Genomic DNA, 6,817 nt, shown 5'->3' on the forward strand with positions numbered 1-6,817 from the left:
GGGCGCGGGTGGGCGCCGAGCCGGACGGCGCGCTCCCCTCGCCGCCCTGCGATCACCCACCATCCCTACCCTTCCTCCATCGAGGAGGAAGGGGCGCCTGCCTCTACTGGGCGGCGTCGCTGGCGGGGGCGGCGGCTTCGCCGGCGCTCGGTGCCGGGACGGCGGAAGCGGGCAGACCCTTCTCGATGGCCGCCAGGCTCTCGTTGATCTTGCGGACCTCGTCGGGGGTCGGCTGGCGGCGGGGGGCGTAGAGGGTGCCGCGGACACGGGTGCGCTCGCCGTCGGTGGCGGTGGCGTCGACCACGGTGTAGGTGCGGACCTCGCCCGCCACCGCCAGCTTGATCTCGCGGGCGGCAGGGACGTCCTGCTTCTCCGGCGAGAGCAGGCCCTGGGTGCGGGCGTCGAGGCCGGTGAGGATGGCCGGCGTCAGGATCGCCTCGCGCCCGGCGTAGCGGCCGGTGAAGGCCGGCGGCTCGCCCCATGGGCCGGTCCAGCGGTAGAAGATGTGCGCGCCGACCTGGGTCATCTTCACGAGCGTCGGGGCCCAGTACGGGGCCACGTAGTTCGCGTGGTAGTGGGTGGCCGACCCGACGGACTTGGCGACATGGCCGTCCAGCGCGCGCTCGGCGACCCGGCGGGCCTGGCGCCACAGGGCGGGCTCGGGCGCCCAGCGCAGCGAGCCGTCGCAGGTGAAGGTGAACTGGCAGCCGGTGGTCCGCGCCGCGCCCTGGTAGACCACAGCGCAGATGGACTTCGGATAGGCCGGGTGGCGGACGCGGTTCAGCACCACCTGGGCCACGGCCTCCTGGCCGAGCGCCGGCTCGCGGGCGGCCTCGTAGTAGACCGCCTGGGTAAGACACTCGACGGCGCGGGTGCGGTCCTCGCCCTTCGCCTTGAGGTAGAAGGGCTTCATCGGCCGGATCGGCAGGTCGGTGAAGGGCCTGAGCGCATTCACCTCCTCGGCCGTGCGGCCCACCTGGGGCAGGCCGAGGTCGGGGACCTCTCGGATGTCCAGGCTCTCCCAGCCCGCGGTGCGGTTCCAGGTGTCGGCCTGGCGCAGGAAGGGGTCGTGGCGAACGGCGATGGAGCGGGCGGAGGGATCCATCCGGTTGGTCAGCAGGCGCAGGGCCTCGGGCGACATGCCGGCCGCGGCCCAGCGGCGCTGCTCGTGCGTCAGCGCATGCTCCGGCTGGGGCGCGCAGGCGCCCACGGCCAGGGCCGCGAGGGCGGCGGCCGGCAGGATGCGGCGCAGGAGGTGGGCGGTGCGGATCAGGGTGTGGCTCTTCGGCTTTCGTCGCGGCGCTTTTCGCATCAACGCAGGGAGATGGGTCCTTAATTCGGCGAAAGGTGGCCCGGCCTGGGACGCGGTACTTAGGGTGTCGGCGGCGCCGGCGCGAGCGGGGCCATGGGCGAAATCAGTCGGCGTTCGGCGAATGCGGCTTGCGCTGGAGCGCTGGAGCGCTATATTTCATCCAGTTTTGCTCTAACTGAGCATAACCAGCGCCGCGGGCTTCGACAGTTCGGGGCGTGTTTTTGGGCCAGGGAAATGCTCACATTGAGCATAATGGAGGACCGCATGGCCGCCGACGGGTTCCAGTTCGATTTCACCCCTGAGGTCGAAGCCGCCACCCTCCCCGCCTGGGAGAAGGTGAAGGGCCACGTCACCCCCATGGAGTGGCGCCTGCACGCCCCGCTGATCGCCGAGATCAACCGGCTGAAGCGGGAGAAGGACGCCGTCATCCTGGCCCACAACTACATGACGCCCGAGATCTTCCACGGGGTCGGCGACTATGTCGGCGACAGCCTGGGCCTGGCCAAGGAGGCCGCCCGCTCCGACGCGAAGGTCATCGTCCAGGCCGGCGTGCACTTCATGGCCGAGACCTCGAAGATCCTGTCGCCGGAGAAGCGCGTGCTGATCCCGGACCTGCGCGCCGGCTGCTCGCTGGCGAGCTCGATCACCGGGGCGGACGTGCGCCTGATCAAGCAGCGCTACCCGGGCCTGCCGGTGATCACCTATGTGAACACCACCGCCGACGTGAAGGCCGAGACCGACATCTGCTGCACCAGCGCCAACGCCGTGCAGGTAGTGGAGGAGGCCGCCAGGGCGTGGGGCGTCGACCGGGTGATCCTGATCCCCGACGAGTTCCTCGCCCGCAACGTGGCCCGGCAGACCGACATCGGCATCATCGCCTGGCAGGGCCGCTGCGAGGTGCACGAGCGCTTCACGGCCGCCGACATCCTGGAGATCAAGGCGGCCTACCCGGGCGCCGAGGTCCTGGCCCACCCCGAGTGCCCGGCCGAGGTGCTGGAGGTGTCGGACTTCGCCGGCTCGACGGCCGCCATGAACGACTATGTGATCCAAAAGCGCCCGAAGCGGGTGGTGCTGATCACCGAGTGCTCCATGGCCGACAACGTGGCCGCCGACGCGGTGGGCACGGAGTTCGTGCGGCCCTGCAACCTGTGCCCGCACATGAAGCGGATCACGCTCGAGAACATCTACGAGGCCCTGCTGCACGACCGCCACGAGGTCACCGTCGATCCGGCGATCGCCGAGCGCGCGCGCCTGGCGGTGCAGCGGATGGTGGACCTGCCGCCGCCGGCGGTCCCGGCCCGCTACGACCTCGTGAAGGCCCGCCACCACGTGGACGTGGAGCTGATCTGATGAAGCGCATCCGCCACGACGGCGTGGTCGTGGTCGGCGCCGGGCTGGCGGGCCTCACCGCCGCCCTCGCCGCCGCGCCCGCCAGGGTCCTGCTGCTGACCGGCGCGCCGCTGAACCAGGGCTGCTCCTCGGCCTGGGCGCAGGGCGGCATGGCCGCGGCCCTGGCCGCCGACGACACGCCCGAACTGCACGCCGCCGACACGGTGGCGGCCGGCGCGGGCCTGGTGGCCCCGGACATGGCGCGGCTGCTGGCCGAGGAAGGCCCGGCCGCGGTGCGCGCGCTGGCCGAACTCGGCGCGCCGTTCGACCGCACGGCCGGCGGCGACTTCGCCCAGAGCCTCGAGGCCGCCCACTCCAAGGCCCGCGTCGTCCGCGTGAAGGGCGACCAGGCCGGCCGGGCGATCATGGAGGCGGTGAGCGTCGCCGTGCTGGCCGCGCGGCACATCGAGGTGCGCACCGGCTGCAGGCTGCGCGGCCTGCTGCAGGACTCCGACGGCCGCGTGCGCGGCGTGGTCGCCGAACAGGACGGGGCGCTCACGGAGATCACCGCCCGCGCCACCATCCTCGCGACCGGCGGGATCGGCGGGCTCTATGCGGTCACCACGACGCCCGCCGAGCTGACGGGCGATGGCCTCGGCCTGGCCGCCCTGGCGGGCGCGGTCATCGCCGACCCCGAGTTCGTGCAGTTCCACCCGACGGCCATCGACATCGGCCGCGATCCTGCGCCGCTGGCCACCGAGGCCCTGCGGGGCGAAGGCGCGGTGCTGGTCAACACCGACGGCGAACGGTTCATGGCCCGCTACCATCCGGACGCCGAGCTCGCGCCGCGCGACGTGGTGGCCCGGGCCATCCACGCCGAGCGCGAGGCCGGCCGCGGAGCCTTCCTGGACGCCCGCGAGGCGGTGGGATCGCACTTCCCCGACGAGTTCCCGGCGGTGTTCGCCGCCTGCCTGTCCGGCGGGGTGGATCCGCGCAAGCAGCCGATCCCGGTCGCGCCGGCCTGCCACTACCACATGGGCGGGATCGTCACGGACGCGCAGGGCCGCACCAGCCTCGAGGGCCTCTACGCGGCGGGCGAATGCGCCTCCACCGGCGTGCACGGGGCCAACCGGCTGGCGTCCAACTCCCTGCTGGAAGCCGCCGTGTTCGGCGCCCGCGCGGGCGCCGCGGCGCGTGACGCGAAGGACCCCGGAACCCGGCCCCTTGCGCCTGTCGTGCCCCCGGTCCTGCCGACCTCGGGCCTGCAGATCCTGCGCAAGGCCATGAGCCGCGACGCCGGCGTGGTGCGCGACGCCGAGGGCCTGACCCGGCTGCTGGGCGTGATCGACGCCCTGGAGGCCGGCCACGGCCAGGCGCCGGCGCTGGTCGCCGCCCGGCTCACCGCCGCCTGCGCTCTGGCCCGCACCGAGAGCCGCGGCGGACATTTCCGCAGCGACGCCACGGAACAGGCGGCGCCGCGGCGGACCTTCGTCACCCTGGCCGAGGTGAGCCCCGCCCTGAAGTACGCCGCCGAATGATCGAACCGCTTCCCGACCTGCTGATCGCCCCCATCGTCCGCGCGGCCCTGTCCGAGGACCTCGGCCGGGCCGGCGACATCACGGCCCAGGCCTGCATCCCGGCGGATGCGCGGCTGACCGCCGTCTTCGCCGCCCGCAAGCCCGGCGTGGTGGCGGGCCTCGCCTGCGCGCGCCTGGCGCTGGCGGAGCTGGACCCGGACGCGCGCTTCGAGCCGCTCGTGGCCGACGGCGACGGCGTAGCGGCCGGCGCAGCGCTCGCCCGGGTGGACGCCAACGCCCGCGCCCTGCTCTCGGCCGAACGCACGGGGCTAAACCTGATGGGACGGCTGTCGGGCATCGCCACCCTGACGCGGGCCTATGTGGACGCCGTGGCGGGCACGAAGGCGCGGATCGTCGACACGCGGAAGACCACGCCGGGCCTCCGGGCGCTGGAGAAGTACGCCGTGCGCTGCGGGGGCGGGGTGAACCACCGCTTCGGCCTCGACGACGCCATCCTCATCAAGGACAACCACGTGGCCGCCTGCGGCTCGGTGGGCGAGGCGGTGCGCCGGGCCAAGGCCTTCGCCGGCCACCTGACGAAGGTCGAGGTGGAGGTGGACAGCCTGGACCAGCTCGACGAGGCGCTGGCCGAGGCGCCGGACGTGATCATGCTCGACAACTTCAGCCTCGACGATCTGGCCGAGGCCGTGCGGCGCACCGGCGGGCGGATCCCGCTGGAGGCGTCCGGCGGGGTGAACCTGGAGACCGTCCGGGCCATCGCCGGGACCGGGGTGGACGTGATCAGCGTGGGCGCCCTCACCCACTCGGTGGGCGTGCTGGACATCGGCCTCGACGCGGTCTGACGGCGGCCGATTCCTCGGAACCAGCCCATCCCCGCCGGGTTCACCCTTCAACCGAAGGAGGCGCACCCATGGCTTCGAAAGCTCCCCCCATCCCGCCGGAACAGCGCTCGCACCCCGGCGAAAAGCCCGACGTCGAAGGCTCGACCCAGGGTCGGCGCGACGAGACCACCAACCTGCAGTCCAGCCAGCCCGGCGACGACGACGTGAACCTCAAGGAGCAGGGCCGTCACGGCAACATCAACCAGAACACCCACCACCAAGGCTACCAGCAGGACCGCTGACATGCCCGAGAAGCATCCGGAAACGCGCCGCTGGGGCGGTCCCGGCGCGAGCCACGAGGATCGCACCGAGCCCTATGTTGAGAAGAAGCCGCAGCGGGCCGACGGCGAGCCGACCAACACCCCCTACAGCCACGTCTCGGGCGGCGGCGGCGAGCGCGACCGGCGCCACTCCCACGACCCGGCCGAGAAGCGGAACTTCCAGGAGCCCTCGGAAGAGCGCCGCAAGCCCTAGCCCCGCACGCCACGGCCGGGGCCGCGGGTCCCGGCCGATGGTGTCGGAAAGTTCACGTGATGACCGGGCGGCGAGCCCCTAGAGGGCGGGCATGAAGCTCCGCCTTGCCCTGCTCGCCCTCGCCCTCACCCTGCCCGCCGCCGCCCAGCCGGCGGCGCAGGGGTACCCGAAACTGATTCCCGCGCCCGGGGGCGCGGCGGTGATCCCGACGCCGGGGTCGCAGCGCGCCTACGACGAGGTCCACTACGCGCCCGCGCGGCGCGCCGGGGACTACCTCTACGTCTCGGGCGTGATCGCCGGTCCGGCCGACACCGAGGCGCGGGACGCCGAAGCCTTCAAGGCGCAGTCCCGCCGCGCCTTCGGCCACCTGCAGCGCACCCTGGCGGCCGGCGGCGCCAGCTTCGCCGACGTGGTGATGATCAACACCTTCCACGTCTGGGACGGGCCCGGCTTCCAGGGCACGCGGGAGGAGCAGTTCGCCGCCTTCAGCGCGGCGAAGGACGAGTTCATGAGCGCCCCGCATCCCGCCTGGACCGCGGTCGGCACGACAGGCCTGCTCGCGCCAAACGGCGTGGTGGAGATCCAGATGATCGCCTACGTCCCGCAAGCACGGCCCTAGGCGGGCTGCAGCCGCCGGGCCGCCTCCTCCGCGGAGGCCATGCGGCCCTGTGAGAGCGGCGCCATGGCCCGCTGCACGCGCGCCAGCACCTCCGGCGGAGCGAGCTCGGGCCGCCCGCACTCGAACGGCGGGGCCGGGGCGTACTCCACGCCGAGCTGGACCCCCTGGGCGTAGTCCGCGCCGGCCACCTCGGCGGCGACGGTCAGAGCCAGGTCGATTCCGGCGGTGACCCCGCCGCCGGTGAAGATGTTGCCGTCGCGCACCACCCGCGCCTCGTCGACGATCGCCCCGAACGGCTTGAGCAACTCACGCCAGGCCCAGTGGGTGGCCGCCCGCTTGCCGCCGAGCAGGCCCGCGGCCGCCAGGATCAGCGACCCCGTGCACACCGAGGTGACGTAGGTGGCGCCGGCCGCCAGCCGGCGGATCTCGCGTACGAAGGCCTCATCGAGCATGGCGTCGGTCGTGCCCAGGCCGCCGGGGACGCAGATCAGGTCGCAACGCTCCACCGCGGCGAGGTCGGCGAGCCTGGCGAACACCAGCCCGTCGGCCTCGATGTCCTGGCCGCCCATGGAGCCGGCGATCACCTTCGCCCCCGGCAGCCGGCTGAACACCTGGTGCGGGCCGGTGAAGTCCAGCTGGGTGACGCCGGGATAGAGCGGGAAGA

The 6,817-nt window shown here is 73.2% G+C and carries 8 protein-coding genes; 6 read left to right on the plus strand and 2 right to left on the minus strand.

Annotated elements, in window-relative coordinates:
- Positions 1 to 103: 103 nt before the first annotated feature.
- Positions 104 to 1,312, minus strand: a complete 1,209-nt coding sequence (locus tag V7Z97_RS18595) for a cell wall hydrolase (RefSeq protein WP_334164934.1) — start codon at positions 1,310 to 1,312, stop codon at positions 104 to 106.
- Positions 1,313 to 1,546: 234 nt separating this feature from the next.
- Here V7Z97_RS18595 and nadA point away from each other — a divergent pair, with 234 nt between their 5' ends.
- From nadA to V7Z97_RS18625, 6 genes are all read left to right on the plus strand, one after another.
- The gene (nadA, locus tag V7Z97_RS18600) at positions 1,547 to 2,662 is read left to right on the plus strand and encodes a quinolinate synthase NadA (protein ID WP_334164935.1); all 1,116 of its coding nucleotides are present in this window, start codon (positions 1,547 to 1,549) and stop codon (positions 2,660 to 2,662) included.
- Positions 2,662 to 4,179 carry an L-aspartate oxidase gene (locus V7Z97_RS18605; RefSeq protein WP_334164936.1) on the plus strand — a complete coding sequence of 506 codons (1,518 nt, stop codon included), beginning with the start codon at positions 2,662 to 2,664 and terminating at the stop codon, positions 4,177 to 4,179. Before nadA ends, V7Z97_RS18605 begins: the two co-directional genes overlap by 1 nt.
- The gene (nadC, locus tag V7Z97_RS18610) at positions 4,176 to 5,021 is read left to right on the plus strand and encodes a carboxylating nicotinate-nucleotide diphosphorylase (RefSeq protein ID WP_334164937.1); all 846 of its coding nucleotides are present in this window, start codon (positions 4,176 to 4,178) and stop codon (positions 5,019 to 5,021) included. The genes V7Z97_RS18605 and nadC overlap by 4 nt, the downstream gene beginning before the upstream one ends.
- Before the next feature lie 68 nt (positions 5,022 to 5,089).
- Entirely contained in the window at positions 5,090 to 5,302 is a 213-nt protein-coding gene (locus V7Z97_RS18615) for a hypothetical protein (protein ID WP_334164938.1), read from the plus strand.
- A 1-nt stretch (position 5,303) separates the two neighbouring features.
- The gene (locus V7Z97_RS18620) at positions 5,304 to 5,534 is read left to right on the plus strand and encodes a hypothetical protein (protein ID WP_334164939.1); all 231 of its coding nucleotides are present in this window, start codon (positions 5,304 to 5,306) and stop codon (positions 5,532 to 5,534) included.
- A gap of 91 nt (positions 5,535 to 5,625) precedes the next feature.
- Positions 5,626 to 6,153, plus strand: coding sequence for a RidA family protein (locus tag V7Z97_RS18625; protein ID WP_334164940.1), 528 nt, complete (start codon positions 5,626 to 5,628; stop codon positions 6,151 to 6,153).
- Here V7Z97_RS18625 and V7Z97_RS18630 read toward each other — a convergent pair.
- A partial coding sequence (locus V7Z97_RS18630) for a DJ-1/PfpI family protein (protein WP_334164941.1) occupies positions 6,150 to 6,817 on the minus strand: 668 nt, incomplete at its 5' end. The two genes, V7Z97_RS18625 and V7Z97_RS18630, sit on opposite strands and share 4 nt — an antisense overlap.

The sequence above is a fragment of the Phenylobacterium sp. genome (assembly GCF_036821595.1).
Lineage (GTDB): Bacteria > Pseudomonadota > Alphaproteobacteria > Caulobacterales > Caulobacteraceae > Phenylobacterium.

Excerpts from the sequence above, each read along its gene's own strand:
- V7Z97_RS18620 (WP_334164939.1), top strand. The coding sequence starts at position 5,304 with ATGCCCGAGAAGCATCCGGAAACGCGCCGCTGGGGCGGTCCCGGCGCG.
- V7Z97_RS18625 (WP_334164940.1), top strand. The coding sequence starts at position 5,626 with ATGAAGCTCCGCCTTGCCCTGCTCGCCCTCGCCCTCACCCTGCCCGCC.
- V7Z97_RS18615 (WP_334164938.1), top strand. The coding sequence starts at position 5,090 with ATGGCTTCGAAAGCTCCCCCCATCCCGCCGGAACAGCGCTCGCACCCC.
- nadA (WP_334164935.1), top strand. The coding sequence starts at position 1,547 with ATGCTCACATTGAGCATAATGGAGGACCGCATGGCCGCCGACGGGTTC.
- V7Z97_RS18595 (WP_334164934.1), bottom strand. The coding sequence starts at position 1,312 with ATGCGAAAAGCGCCGCGACGAAAGCCGAAGAGCCACACCCTGATCCGC.
- nadC (WP_334164937.1), top strand. The coding sequence starts at position 4,176 with ATGATCGAACCGCTTCCCGACCTGCTGATCGCCCCCATCGTCCGCGCG.
- V7Z97_RS18605 (WP_334164936.1), top strand. The coding sequence starts at position 2,662 with ATGAAGCGCATCCGCCACGACGGCGTGGTCGTGGTCGGCGCCGGGCTG.